The 16101-nt window shown below is 73.5% G+C and carries 11 protein-coding genes; 6 read left to right on the plus strand and 5 right to left on the minus strand.

Annotation, left to right across the window (positions count from 1 at the left end; all coding sequences use genetic code 11):
- Positions 1–139: 139 nt before the first annotated feature.
- Together ACZ66Z_RS03240 and ACZ66Z_RS03245 are read right to left on the minus strand one after the other, a co-directional pair.
- Positions 140–1327, minus strand: a complete 1188-nt coding sequence (locus ACZ66Z_RS03240) for an amino acid aminotransferase (RefSeq protein ID WP_469932271.1) — start codon at positions 1325–1327, stop codon at positions 140–142.
- Positions 1320–2327: a DMT family transporter gene (locus tag ACZ66Z_RS03245; RefSeq protein WP_469932272.1), complete on the minus strand. Its 1008-nt coding sequence runs from the start codon at positions 2325–2327 to the stop codon at positions 1320–1322. Before ACZ66Z_RS03245 ends, ACZ66Z_RS03240 begins: the two co-directional genes overlap by 8 nt.
- Before the next feature lie 158 nt (positions 2328–2485).
- Here ACZ66Z_RS03245 and ACZ66Z_RS03250 point away from each other — a divergent pair, with 158 nt between their 5' ends.
- The 3 genes from ACZ66Z_RS03250 to ACZ66Z_RS03260 all read left to right on the plus strand — a co-directional run bounded on the left by ACZ66Z_RS03250 (position 2486) and on the right by ACZ66Z_RS03260 (position 8531).
- Positions 2486–2983 (plus strand): Lrp/AsnC family transcriptional regulator, encoded by a 498-nt coding sequence (locus tag ACZ66Z_RS03250; RefSeq protein WP_469932273.1) that lies wholly within the window; start codon positions 2486–2488, stop codon positions 2981–2983.
- Between the two features lie 268 nt (positions 2984–3251).
- Positions 3252–6629 carry a pyruvate carboxylase gene (locus ACZ66Z_RS03255; protein WP_469932274.1) on the plus strand — a complete coding sequence of 1126 codons (3378 nt, stop codon included), beginning with the start codon at positions 3252–3254 and terminating at the stop codon, positions 6627–6629.
- Positions 6630–6731: 102 nt separating this feature from the next.
- Positions 6732–8531: an ATP-binding SpoIIE family protein phosphatase gene (locus ACZ66Z_RS03260; protein ID WP_469932275.1), complete on the plus strand. Its 1800-nt coding sequence runs from the start codon at positions 6732–6734 to the stop codon at positions 8529–8531.
- Between the two features lie 63 nt (positions 8532–8594).
- Here the strand turns inward: ACZ66Z_RS03260 and ACZ66Z_RS03265 are convergent, their stop codons facing one another.
- The 3 genes from ACZ66Z_RS03265 to ACZ66Z_RS03275 form a co-directional block, all read right to left on the minus strand.
- Positions 8595–9791 carry an esterase-like activity of phytase family protein gene (locus ACZ66Z_RS03265; protein ID WP_469932276.1) on the minus strand — a complete coding sequence of 399 codons (1197 nt, stop codon included), beginning with the start codon at positions 9789–9791 and terminating at the stop codon, positions 8595–8597.
- Positions 9792–9929: 138 nt separating this feature from the next.
- Positions 9930–11531, minus strand: a complete 1602-nt coding sequence (locus ACZ66Z_RS03270) for a M4 family metallopeptidase (protein WP_469932277.1) — start codon at positions 11529–11531, stop codon at positions 9930–9932.
- Positions 11532–11711: 180 nt separating this feature from the next.
- Positions 11712–12692 carry a LysR family transcriptional regulator gene (locus tag ACZ66Z_RS03275; RefSeq protein WP_469932278.1) on the minus strand — a complete coding sequence of 327 codons (981 nt, stop codon included), beginning with the start codon at positions 12690–12692 and terminating at the stop codon, positions 11712–11714.
- 304 nt (positions 12693–12996) lie between these two features.
- Here ACZ66Z_RS03275 and ACZ66Z_RS03280 point away from each other — a divergent pair, with 304 nt between their 5' ends.
- From ACZ66Z_RS03280 to ACZ66Z_RS03290, 3 genes are all read left to right on the plus strand, one after another.
- Positions 12997–13617 carry a carbonic anhydrase gene (locus ACZ66Z_RS03280; protein WP_469932279.1) on the plus strand — a complete coding sequence of 207 codons (621 nt, stop codon included), beginning with the start codon at positions 12997–12999 and terminating at the stop codon, positions 13615–13617.
- A gap of 8 nt (positions 13618–13625) precedes the next feature.
- Positions 13626–14270: an L-threonylcarbamoyladenylate synthase gene (locus tag ACZ66Z_RS03285; RefSeq protein ID WP_469932726.1), complete on the plus strand. Its 645-nt coding sequence runs from the start codon at positions 13626–13628 to the stop codon at positions 14268–14270.
- 283 nt (positions 14271–14553) lie between these two features.
- Positions 14554–16101 (plus strand): FadD3 family acyl-CoA ligase, encoded by a 1548-nt coding sequence (locus tag ACZ66Z_RS03290; protein ID WP_469932280.1) that lies wholly within the window; start codon positions 14554–14556, stop codon positions 16099–16101.

Here is a 16101-nt window from a genome sequence, read left to right on the forward strand (position 1 = left end):
CCGGTCCGGCAGCAACGGCTCGATGCGTGCCCACTGGGCGTCAGTCAACGACACACATCAACCAACGATCAGATGATCCGAAGGAAACGGCCTAGGCGTCGTCCCCGCGGGCCGCCGGGCGCCGGCGGCCCGCGGGGCGTCAGGCCGTTCCCGCGGCAGTCGGGGTCCGCAGTGCGTCGGCGATGCCCCGGGCCAGGAACGGGATCCGGTGCGCGGGGACGCCCGCGATGTTGATGCGGCCCGCGGTCGTGCCGTAGATGCCGGACCGGCGGCGCATCCGGAGCATTCCCCCGGGGGTGAGGGGCAGCATCGAGAACATGCCCTTCTGCCGGGCGAGGACCCTCGCCGGCTCCTGGTGGCCGAGGGCGTCCAGGTGGGCGACGAGGTCCGTCCGGTTGGCCGTGATGCGGTGGCGCATCGCGTCGAGCTCGGCGAGCCAGAGGGCCTTCAGGCGCTCGTCCTCCAGGACGGTGGCGACGACGGCGGCGCCGTGGTCGGGCGGCATGGAGTAGAGGGTGCGGGCGGCGTTCTGGAGGGCGGTCTCGACGTGCCGGAGCGCCCGCGCCGAGGAGCCGACGACGACGGCACAGCCGGTGCGGTCGCTGTAGAGGCCGAAGTTCTTGGAGCAGCTGACGGCGATCAGCACCTCCGGGAGCCGTTCGGCCAGCATCCGGGTCGGCCGCAGGTCGGCGTCGAGGCCGTCGCCGAGGCCGTGGTAGGCGAGGTCGACGAAGGGGACCCAACCGTTCGTCGCGGCGAGTCCGGCGAGCTCCTCCCAGGTCTCGGGGGAGGGGTCCGCCCCGGTGGGGTTGTGGCAGCAGCCCTGCAGCAGGACGACGTCGCCGGTTCCCGCCCCGCGGAGGTCCTCGAGGAGTCCCGCGGGGTCGAGCCACCGGTACGTGCGGACGGTGAGGCCCGCGCCTTCGAGGATGGGGCGGTGGTTGACGTACGCGGGGTCGCTGATCCACACGGTGGTGCCGGGGCGCGTCTGCCGTACGAGGTCGGCGAGGAGGCGCAGGGCGCCGGTTCCGGCCACGGTCTGGACGGCCGTCGCCCGCGCGGTGAGGGCCTCGGTGCCGAGGACGGTGGTGAGCATGGCGCGGTTGAAGGCGGTGTTGCCCGACAGGCCGAGGTACTCCTTGGAGCCGGAGCGTTCCGCCAGGCGGATCTCGGCCTCCTTGACCGCCGCCATGACGGGGGTGACCCCGGTGTGGTCGCGGTAGACGCCGAGGACGAGGTCGAGGCGCTCGGGCCGCGGGTCGGCCGCGTACTCGGCGGTCAGGTCCCAGAGCGGGTCGGCGGGCGGGGCGGGGAGGAGCTCAAGCATCGGTGGAGACCTTGGTTCGGGAGCGGCGGCGTCCGTTGGCGAGCGCGACGCCGAGGGTGATGAGGGGGACGCCGACCGCGACGGGCAGGGTCGGCGACTCGTCGAGGAGGGGCACGGCGAGCAGGACGACGGCGACCGGGCTGAGGCTGCCGACGACGGAGCTGCGCTCAGGGCCGAGCCGGCGGATGGCGAACGCGTACATCAGCCCCGCGCACAGGCCGACGCCCAGGCCCTGGACGACGAGGAAGAGCGCGATGTCGCCGCCGGCCGCGTGGGCGAGGCCGGTGGGCAGGACGCCGGTCAGCGTCAGGAGCGCGATGACGGCGAAGGAGGGCAGGCAGAGCAGGCCGATGGACCCGACGGGGTCGAGGTCCACCTCGCGCAGGCCCACGGTGTAGAGGGCCCACAGGCCGCTGGCGACGAGCAGCGTGCCCGTGCCGAGCAGGACGTCCGCGTCGAGGGCCGCGGTGTGGCGCCAGACCAGGGCCACGACGCCGGCCACGATGAGGGCCAGGCCGGCCGCCTGGGTGCCGCGGGGGGCGCTCCTGCCGCCCGCGACCACGAGGGCGGAGACGAACAGCGGGACCATGCCGGGCACGATCGCCCCGACGAACGCGGCGGAGGTCAGCGAACCGCCGTACATGGCGGCGAGGAAGAACGGGACCCCCGCGCCACAGATGATCTTGACCGCGGGGCCGATCCGGACGGCGGCCAGTCGGCGCCTGCGCCGCCACAGGGCGGGCGCCAGGACCACCAGGGGCACGCCGAAGCGCAGCAGGGCGGCGTCGGCGGGCAGCAGCGTGGAGGCGCTCAGGGCGCGGGCGCTGAGCGCGAAGGCGGCCCAGATCGCCACGGTGAGGAGCAGCGCGAGCATGCCCACGGCCTGCGGGGAGGGTCCCCGGAGCCGGCCGGTGCGGGGCCCCCCGTCCTGTCCCTCGGGCGGAGTGCGGGTGTCCCGCGTCTCCCCCGTTCCCGCCCCCACCGATTGCGTCGCGACCACCGGTCGTTCCTCCCTCTCGAAGCCGTTCGGGCGGAACCGACGTCCGGCTCGTCCCCAAGGAGCAACCGTAGAGTTTCGGCCGGGGCAGATGATTGCCAGTTCTGCCTCCTGGACATAGCGTGGGGGCAGAATCTGCCAAGATCCGCAAAGGAGAGCCGATGGACGCAGTGGACTTCCAGATCGTCCATGAGCTGCAGACGGACGGCCGCCTGTCGAACCAGGACCTCGCCGACCGGATCAGGTTGTCCCCCTCCCCCTGTCTGCGTCGGGTGCGCCGCCTCGAGGAGTCGGGGCTGATCCGCGGCTACACGGCCACCGTCGACCAGGTCGCCTTCGGCCTGCCGATCACCGTCTTCGTACGGATCCGCCTGGAGCGGCACACGGCCGAGGCGGTGAACGCGTTCGAGCGGCACGTCGGTCTCATCGACCACATCCAGGACTGCTATCTGATGGCCGGCAGCAGCGACTACCTGCTCAGGGTCGTCATCGAGAGCCTGGAGGCGTACGAGGCGCTCGTCCGCACCCGGATCCACGCCATCCCGGGCATCGCGTCGATCGAGTCGAGCTTCGCCTTCGGCAGCGTCAAGCAGTCCAGGGTCTATCCGCGGCCGGGCGTCCCGTCCCGTCCGCGCGGCGCCGGCGGCACGACCGGATGAGGCACGGCGGGGAGGCAGGCGGTGAGGCACGGCGGTGAGGCACGGCCGGACGGGGCACGACCGGACGAGGCACGACCGGACGGGGCACGGCCGATGGCGACGATCCGTGTCACTGCCACGCGATCTTCAGCAGGTCGCGGCGCAGCCCGTAGCGTGGCCGTAACGAGCCGGGCGCGACGCGGGCGAGTGGTGCGCCGAGGGAGGTGCGCACGCACCGCCCCGGTCGCCGACCCGTCGTGCTCGTCACCGGCGAGGTGAAGGGATCAGGATGTTCCGCAAGGTGCTGGTGGCCAACCGCGGGGAGATCGCGATTCGCGCGTTCCGCGCAGGCTACGAACTGGGCGCGCGCACGGTGGCCGTCTTCCCGCACGAGGACCGCAACTCACTCCATCGGCTGAAGGCCGACGAAGCCTACGAGATCGGCGAGCCCGGTCATCCGGTACGGGCCTACCTCTCGGTGGCGGAGGTCGTCCGGGCGGCCCGCCTGGCCGGTGCCGACGCCGTCTACCCGGGCTACGGCTTCCTGTCCGAGAACCCGGAGCTGGCGCGCGCCTGCGAGGAGGCGGGCATCGCCTTCGTGGGCCCGTCCGCGCACATCCTGGAGCTGACCGGGAACAAGGCGCGCGCGGTGGCCGCCGCCCGCGAGGCCGGCGTGCCGGTGCTCGCTTCCTCGGCCCCCTCCGCCGACGTGGACGAGCTCGTGGCGGCCGCCGAGGGGATCGGCTTCCCGGTGTTCGTCAAGGCCGTCGCCGGCGGCGGCGGCCGGGGCATGCGGCGGGTCGAGGACCCGGCGGCGCTGCGCGAGTCCATCGAGGCGGCGGCCCGCGAGGCGGAGTCCGCCTTCGGCGACGCGACCGTCTTCCTGGAGAAGGCCGTCGTCGACCCGCGCCACATCGAGGTGCAGATCCTCGCCGACGGCGAGGGCGACGTCATCCACCTGTTCGAGCGCGACTGCTCCCTGCAGCGCCGCCACCAGAAGGTGGTCGAACTCGCGCCCGCACCGAACCTCGACCCGGCGGTGCGGCAGCGGATCTGCGACGACGCCGTGAGGTTCGCGCGCCGGATCGGCTACCGGAACGCGGGCACCGTGGAGTTCCTCCTCGACCGCGACGGCCACCACGTCTTCATCGAGATGAATCCGCGCATCCAGGTCGAGCACACGGTGACCGAGGAGGTCACCGACATCGACCTGGTGCAGTCGCAGCTGCGCATCGCCGCCGGGGAGACCCTCGCCGACCTCGGCCTGACGCAGGACTCCGTCGTCCTGCGCGGTGCCGCCCTGCAGTGCCGCATCACCACCGAGGACCCGGCCAACGGCTTCCGCCCCGACACCGGCATGATCAGCGCCTACCGCTCCCCCGGCGGCTCCGGCATCCGGCTCGACGGCGGCACCACCCACGCCGGCACGGAGGTCAGCGCCCACTTCGACTCGCTGCTGGTCAAGCTGACGTGCCGGGGACGGGACTTCGGGACCGCCGTCGACCGGGCCCGGCGCGCGGTGGCCGAGTTCCGCATCCGGGGGGTGTCCACGAACATCCCCTTCCTGCAGGCCGTGCTCGACGACCCGGACTTCCGGGCCGGGCGGGTCACGACGGCCTTCATCGAGCAGCGGCCGCACCTGCTCACCGCCCGCCACTCGGCCGACCGCGGCACGAAGCTGCTCACCTACCTCGCCGACGTCACCGTGAACCGACCGCACGGCCCGCGCCCCGACCACCTGGGCGCCCCGGCCGACAAGCTGCCCCGGGTGCCGGCGGGCGAGCCTCCCGCGGGCTCCCGGCAGAGGCTCCTGGCGCTCGGCCCCGAGGGCTTCGCCCGTGACCTGCGCGAGTCGCCGACCCTCGGCGTCACCGACACCACCTTCCGCGACGCCCACCAGTCGCTGCTCGCCACCCGCGTCCGCACGAAGGACCTGCTCGCCGTCGCCCCGGCGGTCGCGCACACGCTGCCGCAGCTGCTGTCCCTGGAGTGCTGGGGCGGCGCCACCTACGACGTCGCCCTGCGCTTCCTCGCCGAGGACCCCTGGGAGCGGCTGGCCGCGCTGCGCGAGGCCGTGCCGAACATCTGTCTGCAGATGCTGCTGCGGGGCCGCAACACCGTGGGGTACACCCCGTACCCGACCGAGGTGACCGACGCCTTCGTGCAGGAGGCCGCCGCCACCGGCATCGACGTCTTCCGGATCTTCGACGCGCTCAACGACGTCGACCGGATGCGGCCCGCGATCGACGCCGTACGGGAGACCGGGACGGCGGTCGCCGAGGTCGCGCTCTGCTACACGGCCGACCTCTCCGATCCGGCGGAGGAGCTGTACACGCTGGACTACTACCTGCGGCTCGCCGAGGAGATCGTCGCCGCGGGGGCGCACGTCCTCGCGGTGAAGGACATGGCCGGTCTGCTGCGCGCCCCCGCGGCGGTGAAGCTGGTCTCCGCGCTGCGCCGGGAGTTCGCGCTGCCGGTGCACCTCCACACCCACGACACGGCGGGCGGCCAGCTCGCCACGTACCTCGCGGCGATCCAGGCCGGGGTGGACGCGGTGGACGGGGCGGTGGCCTCCATGGCCGGCACCACCTCGCAGCCCTCGCTGTCGGCCGTCGTCGCCGCGACCGACCGCTCCGAGCGGCCCACCGGCCTCGACCTGCAGGCGGTCGGCGACCTGGAGCCGTACTGGGAGGGCGTCCGCAAGGTCTACGCCCCCTTCGAAGCGGGCCTGGACTCGCCGACGGGACGCGTGTACCACCACGAGATCCCCGGCGGGCAGCTCTCCAACCTGCGCACCCAGGCCGTCGCGCTCGGCCTCGGCGACCGGTTCGAGGACGTCGAGTCGACGTACGCCGCCGCGGACCGGATGCTGGGCCGGCTGGTGAAGGTCACCCCGTCGTCGAAGGTGGTGGGCGACCTCGCGCTGCACCTCGTCGGCGCCGGGGTGGCGCCCGAGGACTTCGAGGCGACGCCGAACCGGTACGACATCCCGGACTCCGTCGTCGGCTTCCTCCACGGCGAGCTGGGCACGCCGCCCGGCGGCTGGCCCGAGCCGTTCCGCACCAAGGCGCTCGAGGGCCGCGCCGGCCCGAAGCCGATGCCGGAGCTCACGGCGGAGGACCGCGCCGGCCTGGCCGGGGACCGGCGCGCCACGCTGAACCGCCTCCTCTTCCCCGGCCCGACGAAGGCGTTCGAGGCCCACCGCCAGGCGTACGGCGACACCAGCGTGCTCGACAGCAAGGACTTCTTCTACGGGCTGCGCCCGGGGAAGGAGTACGGCGTCGACTTCGGCCCCGGCGTGCGGCTGCTCATCGCGCTGGAGGCCGTCGGCGAGGCCGACGAGCGCGGCATGCGCACGGTGATGTCCACCCTGAACGGCCAGCTGCGGCCGATCCAGGTGCGGGACCGGGCCGCGGCCGCCGACCTCCCGGTGACCGAGAAGGCCGACAGGTCCGACCCCGGCCATGTCGCCGCGCCGTTCGCCGGGGTGGTCACGCTGGCCGTCGCCGAGGGCGACGAGGTCGAGGCCGGTGCGACGGTGGCGACCATCGAGGCGATGAAGATGGAGGCCTCGATCACCGCCCCGAGGAGCGGACGGGTCTCCCGCCTGGCCATCACCCGGATCCAGCAGGTGGAGGGCGGCGACCTCCTGGTGGAGATCGGCTGAGGCGCCGGGCGGCCGCCGGGTGTGCCGGGCAGGAGGCGCGGTGGCCGTTTCCGGTGCACACTGGGCACCAAACGGCGTCGAGTCCTGTTGGGGGCCGAAAGAGTGAACGGCGGCAGCGGGGGACGGCGCCTGCCCGGCCACGGCTCGGCCGGGCGAGACCCGGCGGGACGCCGCGCCGCCGGGGAGAACACCCGGTTCCGGCGGGGCAGGGGCGTCCTGCCGCCGGACCGGTTCACCATGCGCAGTCGGCTCGCCTGGCTGAATTCCGCCACCTCCAGGATCGGTACGACCCTGGACCTGGAGCGCACCGCGCAGGAGCTCGCCGAGTTCACCGTCCCCCGCTTCGCCGACGGGGCGGCCGTGGACATCCTGGAGAGCGTCCTGCGGGGCGACGAGGGGTCCCGGTGGACGGAGCCGGGCATCCCGCCCATGCGGGCCACGGCGCTGTGCGCCATCGAGGAGCTCTCCTCGCTGGAGCCGACCCCGGTGGGCGAGACCTTCGTCCACGCCGAGCAGCCCCACGAGACCCTGCTCCACCGGTACTGCCTCCGGCAGGGCAAGCCGATCCTGCTGAGCCGCATGCGCGACGACGACTTCACGCGCGTCGCGCCCACCGCGAGCGCGGCCGCCAAGATGCGGGCCGCCGGGGTGCACAGCTATCTGGCCGTGCCCCTCATCGCCCGCGGACTGCTCCTCGGCAGCGCCGACTTCGTCCGCGCCCCCGGCACTCCCCCGTTCTCCACCACCGACCTGGCGCTGGCCGAGCAGCTCGCCTCCAAGGCGGCCGTCTTCATCGACAACGCCCGGCTGTACGGGCGCGAGCGCGAGCACGTCGTCTCGTTGCAGCGCAGCCTGCTGCCCCGGGTGACCCCGACGACGCCGGGCCTGCTGGTGCACTCCGAGTACGCCCCCGCGGCGGCCCACCACGGCGTGGGCGGGGACTGGTACGACGTGATGGCGCTGCCCGGCGGGCGGACGGCCCTCATGGTGGGCGACGTGATGGGGCACGGACTGCCGGCCGCCGCCACCATGGGACGGCTGCGGACCGTCGCCCGCACCCTCATGACCCTGGACACGGCCCCCGAGCGGATCCTGGCCCGGCTGGACCTGGCCACCCGCGACCTGGAGGACGAACAGGTCGCCACCTGCCTCTGCGCCGTCTACGACCCCGCCGACTCCACGTACACGCTGGCGAGCGCCGGGCACCTGCCGCCGCTGCTCCTCGACGGGCGGGGCGGCGCCGACTTCGTCCCGGTGCCGATCGGCGCGCCGCTGGGGGCGGGGGTGATCCCGTACGACCCGCTGCGGCTCCGCGTCCCCGACGGCGCCCACCTGGTCATGTACACGGACGGCCTGGTCAAGTCCCGTGAGGAGGACGTGGACGCCCAGCTGGAGCGGCTGCGCTCGGCGGCGGTGGACCTGACCCCCGAGGCGTTGGAGCAGGGCGGTCTGGTGGAGTGCGCTCCGGCCGCCGCCGCCCGCTTCGACGAGGCGGTGCTCCTCGTGACGGCGGGCTCCCCGCTTCCCGCCGGGGATCTGCGGGTGTGGAGGCTGCCGCAGGACGGACGGGCCGCCTCGGTCGCCCGGGGCCTCGTCACCGACCAGCTCGCCGCGTGGGGGCTCGCGGAGCTGGCCGACGTGTCCGAGCTCGTCGTCTCCGAACTGGTCGGCAACGCGCTGCGGTACGGGAACGGCCCGGGCGAACTGCGGTTGCTGCGGGGCGAGCGGCTCGTCGTGGAGGTCTCGGACACCGGTCCCGACCTGCCCCAGATCCAGCACGCGGACCTCAGTGACGAGGGCGGTCGGGGGCTTCAGCTCATCAACATGCTGTGCCGCAGATGGGGTTCCTGTCGCACCGTCACCGGCAAGGTGGTCTGGGCGGAACAGAACATGCCCTCCTGAGGCGCGCCTCGTCGAGGCCTCCGAGCGGTGCCCGGGATGTGTCGGGCACCGCCCGTGCCGGGGTCAGCGGACGGCGAGGGCGACGATCTGGGTGACCGCCTCCGCGTCGAAGTTGTCGTCGCTGACCAGGATCAGCGTCCGCTCGCCGGAGGGCAGGGCCGGCCCCCAGGTCATGCCCTCGGTGTTGTCGACGGTGGAGAGGCCGAGGGCGTCGAAGTCCGCGACGAGCGTCTTGCGCATCGCCACCACGGGCTGTCCGGCCAGGGATTCCATCGCCCGCACATCGGTCGCCCCGCGCGTGGTGGCGTCGTAGAGGCGGATCTTGTATCCCGGGCCGGCGACCCAGGTGCGCTCCAGCACGAGGTAGCGCTCGGGGTCGTCGGGGAAGGCGAGGATCGACGGGACTCCGGTGTCCGGGGCCCAGGGGCTGGTCGGGTCGGACTCGGCGAAGATCTTCTCGACGGGGTACGCGAACTGTCCGAGCACCCGGCCCCCGCGGGTCTGCTGCGTGACCCGGACGAGGGCGCCGTGCTCCAGGTCGGGCACGGGGCCGTCCTGGAGCAGGGGCCCTTCGACCGCGCTGGTCACCACGCGGCCGTGGGAGCCGAAGGTGATGGCCTCGATCGCCTGGTTCCGGCGCGGGCCGCGCTCGTCCATGGTGATCTCGTAGTTCGACGGCAGCCGCAGCCGACCCAGGTGGGCGCCGGTGGGGCCGGCGAACTGGACGGACGGCTGGATCACCGGTCCGGTGCCGACCGCCTTGGGCCGGTCGCCCTCCTGCGCCCACCAGTAGTGGCAGCTGCGCGGGTCGACCCGGATCTCCTCGGGGTCGACGGCCCGGCCGTCCCCGACGGACGGCGACGGGTAGGCGGACCCGTCCGGCCGGAGGAACGGGTGGGTGCCGGTGAAGTCGACGGAGTGCACGCCGGTCGCGTCCACGTCCAGCCTGGCGGTGTAGAAGCGGGCGGGCTGCAGATACGAGCGGTCGTCGCTGATGAACACGTACTCGCCGGTGCACCGGTCGCGGTCGACACCGGAGAGGCCGCCGACCGTGGTGCCCCGGAAGTCGAGCTTGTGCGGCACGATCTTCTCGCCGAGCAGGCGGGCACGGGCGGCGCGCTCCGACGGGCGGGCGTGCGCCGCGCGCTCCGACGGGCGGCCCTCTCCGCCGGGTTGGGCGGCCGCGGCCACCGCGGGGGCCAGCGTCGACGTCAGGAGCAGGGCCGCGGCGAGTGCCCGGCGGGTCAGGGAGGATCTCATGCCGATGATCTTGCCGTCGCCCGGTGTGACGGCGCAGTCGCCCAACCGGGTGTTCCTGTCGGTGCGACGCGCCCGGGCCCCGCCGTGCGTGACGGCGGGGCCCGGGGAGACGACCGGATCGGATGGTGCGGCGGTGCGTCAGAGGACGTTGACCCCGGTCCAGGCCGCGGCCACGGTGGCGTACTCGGGGCTGGTGGCGCCGTACAGGTCCTTCGCCGCGTTCAGGGTCGCCGTGCGCGCGCCCTTGTAGTCCGTGGTGGAGGTCATGTAGACGGTCAGCGCCCGGTACCAGATGGCGGAGGCCTTCTGGTTGCCGATGCCGGTGACCTTGGAGCCGTTGTACGTCGGGCTGTTGTAGGTGACGCCGTTGATCGTCTTGGTGCCGCTGCCCTCACTGGCGAGGTAGAACCAGTGGTTGCCGACGCCCGAGGAGTTGTGCACGTCGAGCCGGCCGACGGACTTCGACCAGTAGTCGGCGGAGCGGCCGTCGAGGGAGGGCTTGTCGAAGCGGCGCAGCCACGGCGGGGTGGACTGGTCGCTGAAGAGGTAGTCCGGGGTGTCGATCGAGTTGTTGGCGTACCACTCGACCATCGTGCCGAGGATGTCGCTGGTGGCCTCGTTCAGACCGCCGGACTCACCGCTGTAGCGCAGGTTGGAGGTGGCCGAGGTGACGCCGTGGGTCATCTCGTGGCCCATGGTGTCGAGGTCGACCTGCTCGGGGTCGGTGACGCCGTCGCCGTCGCCGGTCATCATGCAGAAGCAGGCGTCCGACCACTGGGCGTTGTCCCAGTTGGTGCCGACGTGGACGAAGACGGTGGCGCCGCGGCCGTCGTTCTTGATGCCGTTGCGGCCGAAGGTGCTCTTGTAGTAGTCGAAGGTCTTCGCGGTGTTGGCGTGCGCGTCGACGGCGGCGGTGGAGCGGTCGGTGGAGAACTTCCGGCCGTCGCCCCAGATGTTGTCGGCGTCGGTGAACAGGGTGCCGGAGGAGCTGTTCAGGGACGAGGACGAGACGTTGCGCGCGTCCTTGGTGACGTGGCCGCGGGTCGGGTCGATCAGCGCGAAGGTGCCGTTGGCCTGCTGGGTGGTGTCGAAGGCGATGTCACCGGTGTACTCGGAGTGGCCGGTGCCGGTCGACTCGTGCTCGGAGTCGTAGTTCTCGATCGCGGTGCCGGTGGTGGCGTCGGTGACGAAGACCTCGCCGTGCGGCTGGCCCTTGTCGCCCAGGCCCTGCACGGTGGTGCGCCAGGCCAGGCGGGGGGCGCCGTCGGCGGCCCACACGATCAGCTCGGGGGTGGACCTGGCGCCGCGCACCAGGCCGTTCGCGCGCTTGAGGGCGCCGGCCGCGGTGCCCTTGGCGTCCGTGGCGGGGGTGACGGAGGCGAGCGCCACCTTGCGGGCCTTGGCGTGGGTGGATCCCCTGAGCGAGCCGTCGGCCTTCTGGTGGACGACGAAGTCGCCGCCGACGACGGGGAGGCCGCGGTAGGTCCGGTCGAAGCGGACGTGCTGGGTGCCGTCGGCGTCGATCACGACGTCCTTGACGTGGAGCGCCTGGCCGGCGCCGAAGCCGAAGGCGTCGGCGTGCCGGGTCACGTTCGCCTCGGCCCGGGATATCGCCGTGTCGCGGGCGGAGTTCCCGTGCCCCGCGGCGTCGGGCTGCGAGTACGCCGGTACGGCCACCGCGCCCGTGGTGATGACGGCGGCGGCGACCATCGTGGAGAGGGCAAGGAGAGGACGGGACATGGCGGGGTGTTCCTTCGCTCGTCGTGGGGGGTGACGACGTCCTTGGACGTTGACGCGAAGTGTTCACCAGGTGACATGTTCCTGACGTGATCCCATGTGGGATATAGCCCCGGGGTTATAGGGGATGACGAACGAGACCCCGCCCGGACAGCCGTCCGCGCCGAACGAGACCCCGCCCGGTCAGCCGTCCGCGCCGAGCGCGAACTCCTCGCCTCCTCCCTCCCACCAGGCCAGGTACTGCGGCCGCCGCCGCACCAGCGACAGGTACGCCGCGAGCAGGCGCTCGCCCACGGCGTCGGCGAGCTCCGGCGGAACCGACTCCGGGTTCCAGGCCAGTTGCAGCCGCCGGTGGAACGGGACGTCCACGAGCGGCCGCTGCACGGTGCCCTGGGCGGGCACCTCGGCGCTCGGCCACACCCCGCAGACCGCGCGCCGACCGGCGACCAGGATCTGCGCCACGGACAGGTCCGGCGTCACGTGCGCGATGCGCGGGGTGAATCCCGCCGACTGGCAGGTGAGATGGAGGTACGCGTGCACCCCGCTCTCGTCGGCCTCCGGCATGACCCACTCCTCGCCGCGGAGTTCGCCCAGGCCGACGCTCTCCCGGCGCGCCAGCGGATGGTCCTCGGCGAGCAGCACGAAGACCGGCTCGCGCACCAGCGTGCGCGTCACGACCGACTCGCCGACCGGAAGCGGGAAGCCGGGGAACTCGCCGAAGACCGCGATGTCGCACTTCGACTGGCTCAGCGCCTTCACGAGGGTGTGCACCGAACGGCGGGCGTCGATGGCCAGCCGGCTCTCCGGCACGAGCTCGAAAAGGGCCGATATGAGCAGTGACACGAGGGGCCCTGCCGTACCGCCCGCCCGCAGCGGCGCGACGGCCCCGCCGTCCGCCCCGGCGGCCGACCGCGCGTGCTCGCGCAACCGGTCGAAACCGACCACGAGGTCACGCGCGCAGCGCAGGACGTACTGACCGTGCTCGTTCGGCTTCACGCCCTCGGCGCTGCGGGTGAAGAGCGGGCCGCCGAGCTCCTGTTCGATCCGTTTCAGCTGGGCGCTCGTGGCGGGCTGGGAGAGCTGGAGGCGTGCGGCGGCCCTGCGGATGCTGCCGGCCTCGGCGACGGTGAGCAGGACACGGAGGTGCCGGAACTCGAGGTGCATGAACTTTCCCCGCTCAGGGCGGAGGGCCCTGAGCACCCCCCGTGACCAGCAGAACCAGCTGCCCGGGGGCATGGTCACCAAGACTCCGACGGAGCCGCCGGGACGGCAACCACGGGAGGGCAAAATCTACGTGCGCATGACACGGTTGTGCATCGGCGGCGCCTCGCCGGACCGCACGGGCGCGGAGCCCCCGGCGCGGCGCCCACGGCGTGATGCCCCGGCGCGGTGCTCCGGCGCGGGCCGGTTCCCCCTGTACGGGGACCGGCCGGGGCGTGGCCGGGAACGGCTCGTTACAGTGGGTGGCATGCCTCGCACCTCGCCTTCGGTCGCCCTCGACGCCATGCTCGCCGGCAACCGCCGCTTCGTCGCCGGGACCCCGGACCACCCCAATCAGGACGCCGCCCGCCGTGCGCAGCTCGCACCCGGACAGGAGCCGTTCGCGGTCGTCCTCGGGTGCTCCGACTCGCGGCTCGCGGCCGAGATCATCTTCGACCAGGGACTCGGCGACCTGTTCGTCGTACGGACCGCCGGCCACGTGCTGGGGGCCGAGGTACTGGGCAGCGTCGAGTACGCGACGAGCATGCTCGGCTGCCGGCTGGTCGTCGTCCTGGGACACGACTCGTGCGGGGCCGTCGCGGCGGCCCGCGCCGCGGTGGAGGACGGGCTGCCGGCGACCGGATTCGTACGGGACGTGGTGGAGCGGGTGACGCCGAGCGTCCTGGCGGCCCGGGCCGCCGGCCTGACCGAGGACGGCGACATCGTCGACGAGCACATAAGGCACACCGCGCAGCTGCTCATGGACCGTTCCCGCGTCCTGTCGGAGCAGGTGCGGACGGGCGAGGTGGCGGTCGTGGGACTGGCCTACCAGCTCGCCGAGGGCAACGCCCGACTGGTGACCTCGCACGGCGTGGGGAGTGCGGAGTGAACGACCCCGTGACACAGCGGTTCGACTGCTCGGACCCGTCGGTCCGCCCGGCCGGCATCGACGCGGCGGTGACCGCCCTCGGGCGGGGGCGCCTCGTCGTCCTCCCGACGGACACCGTCTACGGCATCGGCGCCGACGCCTTCGACCCCGAGGCCGTCGCCGGTCTGCTGGCCGCGAAGGGGCGGGGGCGGCACAAGCCCTCCCCCGTGCTCGTCGGCTCCAGGGAGGCGCTCGACGATCTGGTCGAGGACCTGCCGGAGAAGGCGGAGGAACTGATCGAGGCCTTCTGGCCGGGCGGTCTGACGCTGGTGCTCCGCCACCGGCCCTCGCTCTCCTGGGACCTGGGCGAGACCGGCGGGACGGTGGCCGTGCGGATGCCCGACCACCCCCTCGCGCTCGACCTGCTGGCCGCGGCCGGCCCGATGGCCGTCTCCAGCGCGAACCTCACCGACCGGCCCTCGCCGGAGGACTGCGACGCGGCCTTCGGGATGCTGGGGGACTCCGTGGCGGTGTACCTGGACGGGGGCCGGACCGCGGGGCCGGTGTCGTCGTCGATCGTCGACCTGAGCGGCCCCGTCCCCGTCCTCGTACGGGAAGGCGTCCTGTCCGCCGCGGAGCTGACGAAGGTCCTCCCGGATCTGACCACCCCCTGACCCCGCCCCTCCCCACACCGCCGTTCCCGTTCGCGGGGGCGGCGGTGTCGTCGTTCCCCGGGACGGGCGTCCCGGAGTCGGGGAAGTCCCGCTGACGGACGGCCCGGCGGCGCGAGAGGTCCCGCTGACGGACCGGTCGGCGGCGGAAGAAGTCCCCGCACCTTCCCGGTGAGCGGGAACCTCCCCCTGCGCCGGGGCGCCCCTCCCTGCCAGGCTCCGATCCGCCGTGGTTCCACCGCCCGCGCCCCGCCGGGGCGGGGCAGCAGGGAGGACGTGACAGATCATGAGGGGCGCGCAGACCACCGCCGGGCTCGCGGACTGGGCCGCGGAGCGGTACGGGGACGAGGAGGCCCTCGTCTTCGGCGAGGAGCGCTGGACGTTCGCGGAGCTCCGCGACCGGGTGGACCGGGCGGCACGCGCGGTGATCGCGCAGGGGGTGCGCCCCGGCGACTCGGTCGCCGTGTGGGCCCCCAACAGCGCGCGCTGGGTGGTGGCCGCGCTCGGCGCGGTGGCGGCCGGCGGGGTCCTGGTCCCGGTGAACACCCGCTACAAGGCGGCCGAGGCCGCCGACATCCTGCGCCGCTCCCGGACCCGCCTGCTCTTCACCGAGCACGACTTCCTGGGGACGGACTACCGGGCGCTGCTCGCGGCCTCCGGGGAGGAACTCCCGCTCCTGGAAAGGACGGTGACCCTGCACTCGACGGACTGGACGCGGTTCCTGGCGGCGGCGGACCGGGTGACCGGGGAGGAACGGCTCGCCCGTACCGCCGCCGTGCGCCCGGCCGACACCGCCGACGTCCTGTTCACCTCCGGCACCACCGGCCGCCCCAAGGGCGTGCCCGCCACCCACGGGCAGAACCTGCGCGTGTACGACGCCTGGGCCCGCACGGTCACCCTCCGGCGCGGCGACCGCCACCTCCTCGTCAACCCGTTCTTCCACACCTTCGGCTACAAGGCGGGGGTCCTCGCCTGTCTGCTGCACGGGGCCGTGATCGTCCCGGAGCGGGTCTTCGACGCCGGGGCCGTGCTCGGCCGGATACGGGACGAGCGCATCTCCGTCCTGACCGGCGCCCCGACGGTCTTCACCTCGCTCGTCCACCATCCCGAGCGCGAGGCGTACGACCTGAGCTCGATGCGGATGGCGGTCACGGGCGCGGCGAACATCCCCACCGCGCTCATCGAGGAGATCAGGACGTCCCTCGGCGCGCGGAGCGTCAACACCGCGTACGGGCTGACCGAGTCGACGGGCGTGGTCGCGATCTGCCCGCCGCACGAGTCGCCGGAGACCCTGGCCCGCACCTCCGGGACGGCCCTGGAGGGCACGGAGCTGCGCGTCGACGCCCCGCCCGGGGAGCCGGGCGAGATCCTCACCCGCGGCTACCACGTGATGCACGGCTACCTCGACGACCCCGAGGCCACCGCGCGGGTCGTCGACGGCGAGGGCTGGCTGCACACGGGGGACGTCGGGGTGCTCGACGAGCGCGGGTTCCTGAGGATCACCGACCGGCTCAAGGACATGTTCGTCGTGGGCGGGTTCAACGTGTACCCGGCGGAGGTGGAGCAGGTGCTGCGCGGCCACCCGGCCGTCCGGGACGCGGCGGTCGTCGGCGCGCCGGACGCACGGCTCGGGGAGGTCGGCGTCGCGTACTGCGTACCGGCGGGCGGGGCGCCGGTCGACGCGGCCGAGCTGACCGCGTACACGCGTGAGCGGCTGGCCAACTTCAAGGTCCCGCGCGCCTTCCGCTCCGTGCCGGAGCTGCCGCACAACGCGGCGGGCAAGGTCGACAAGAAGGCGCTGCGGCGGTCGGCGGCGAACACCACCACCCGATGA

This window comes from Streptomyces sp. NPDC107498 (genome assembly GCF_055582805.1).